The sequence below is a fragment of the Pseudactinotalea sp. genome (genome assembly GCF_048594945.1).
GTDB lineage: Bacteria > Actinomycetota > Actinomycetes > Actinomycetales > Beutenbergiaceae > Pseudactinotalea.
Genome location: NZ_JBMDXJ010000446.1, coordinates 1 through 2,168 on the forward strand (window position 1 = coordinate 1; position 2,168 = coordinate 2,168).

The following is a 2,168-nucleotide window of genomic DNA, read 5'->3' on the forward strand; positions in this document are numbered from 1 at the left end:
ACATCGCGCCCTACTGGCGCCCACCGCTGTGGGCCGAGGCGGTCTGCGTGCTCGACTCGGTGATGTGGTGGGGCGCCGAACCGGAGGCGATGGACGAGTGGCGCGACGGCCGCGCCCGCCAGGCCATGATCCGTGCTGCCCTGTTCCGGTTGCTCAGCGATCGTCCGGCCGACGCGGCCGCCTACCAGGCGGCCCTCGCCCCACTCAGCCCAGTGCTGCGGTGACTGTCGAGACCAGGTGGGTCACGGCGTCGTCGGGAGCCAGCTCGACCCGCTCCCCGGTGGCTCGGGTACGCACCTCGACCACCCCGGCGGCCAGGCCGCGCCCGACCACGAGCGAGTAGGGCACGCCGAGGATCTCGGAGTCGGCGAACTTGACGCCGGGAGACACCTTCGGGCGGTCGTCGTAGAGCACCTCCAGGCCGGCGGCCTCGAGTGCCTCGGCGAGACGCTCGGCCTCGGTGAACACGCTCTCGTCCTTACCGGTGGCGAGCACGTGCACGTGCGCGGGGGCGACCTGGATCGGCCAGGCCAGTCCGGCGTCGTCGGCCGTGTTCTCAGCGACGCACGCGAGCGCGCGTGTGACGCCCACGCCGTAGGAGCCCATCGTCACCGTGACGGCCTTGCCGTTCTGGTCGAGGACCTTGAGGTCGAGCGCCTTGGCGTACTTCTGCCCGAGCGCGAAGATGTGGCCGATCTCGATGCCGCGGGCGAGCTCGAGCGGGCCGGAGCCGTCAGGGGCCGGGTCTCCGGGCTTGACCTCGGCGACGTCGAGAACGCCGTCGGCGGTGAAGTCGCGGCCCGACACCAGCCCGAAGGTGTGCTTGCCGTGGGCGTTGGCTCCGGTGATCCACGCGCTGCCCTCGATCACGCGGGGGTCGAGGAAGTACCTGACCGCACCGCTGCCCTGCTCGTCGCGGGGTGCGCCGTTGGGTCCGAGCACCTCGGGACCGATGTAACCGGCGACCAGCTCGGGGCGGGTCTTGAGGTCATCCTCGGTGGCGGCCGTGACCTCGGCCGGGAACGCGACGGCCTCGAGCCGCTTCATGTCGAGCTGCCGGTCGCCGGGCATCCCGATGACCACGACCTCCCGCTCGCCACCGGGGTGCGCGTAGGTGACCACGACGTTCTTGAGCGTGTCCGCGGCGGTCCAGGCGACGCTGTCGGCACGGGGGTGCTCGGCGTTCGCGAGGTCCACCAGGGTCTCGATCGTGGGCGTGTCCGGGGTGTCGTGGACGACGGCGGGAGGCAGGTTCTCGATGACGCTCGCCTCGATCGGGGGTGGGGAGAGGGTCGCCACGGCCTCGACGTTGGCGGCGTAGCCGCCGGGCGAACGCACGAACGTGTCCTCGCCGACGTCGCAGGGGAAGAGGAACTCCTCGCTGCGGGAGCCGCCCATCGCGCCGGAGGTCGCCGTGACGATGACGAAGTCCAGGCCCAGCCGGGTGAAGATCCGCTGGTACGCCTCGCGCTGGGCCTCGTAGGAGGCCTCCAGGCCGGCGTCGTCGATGTCGAAGGAGTACGCGTCCTTCATGATGAACTCGCGCCCGCGCAGCAGGCCCGCGCGCGGTCGCGCCTCGTCGCGGTACTTCGTCTGGATCTGGTACAGCGTCAGCGGCAGCTCCTTGTACGAGGAGTACAGGTCGCCGACCAGCAGCGTGAACATCTCCTCGTGCGTGGGCGCGAGCAGCATGTCGTTGTTCTTGCGGTCCTGCAGCCGGAACAGGTTCGGGCCGTACTCGGTCCACCGGTCGGTCGCCTCGTACGGCTCGCGGGGCAGCAGCGCAGGGAAGTGCACCTCCTGCGCCCCGGCCGCGTCCATCTCCTCGCGGACGATCGCCTCGACCTTCGCCAGCACCCGCAGCCCGAGCGGCAGCCAGGAGTAGATCCCCGGTGCCGCCCGCCGGATGTACCCGGCACGCACGAGCCACTTGTGGCTCGCCACCTCGGCGTCAGCAGGGTCCTCACGCAGCGTCCGTACGAACAGACTCGACATCCTCAGCACGCGGGCGAGTCTATGCGCCCACCACACGACGCTCGCGCCCGCCCCGGGGCGCTCGCATCCCCTCCCCTCCCGCTCCCACACGAACAGGTGGTTGGGGCCGGGGTGGGGCCCCCAACCCCGGCCAAACACCCGCGCGGCGGGGGGGGGTGCGGGTGGACAAGCCC

Annotated in this window: 1 protein-coding gene and 1 pseudogene; one reads left to right on the forward strand and one right to left on the reverse strand. The window is 71.5% G+C overall.

The annotated features are described in order from the left end of the window. Positions 1–224 (forward strand): annotated as a pseudogene (locus ACOJSN_RS20290) (aminoglycoside phosphotransferase); the annotation flags it as partial. On the opposite strand, the gene ACOJSN_RS20295 reads toward ACOJSN_RS20290, so the two are convergent. Further along, positions 205–1,995, reverse strand: coding sequence for a proline--tRNA ligase (locus ACOJSN_RS20295; protein ID WP_420114294.1), 1,791 nt, complete (start codon positions 1,993–1,995; stop codon positions 205–207). The pseudogene ACOJSN_RS20290 and the gene ACOJSN_RS20295 sit on opposite strands and share 20 nt — an antisense overlap. Positions 1,996–2,168: the final 173 nt, after the last annotated feature.

Coding starts and splice junctions, on each gene's coding strand:
- ACOJSN_RS20295 (WP_420114294.1), bottom strand. CDS start 1,995: ATGTCGAGTCTGTTCGTACGGACGCTGCGTGAGGACCCTGCTGACGCC.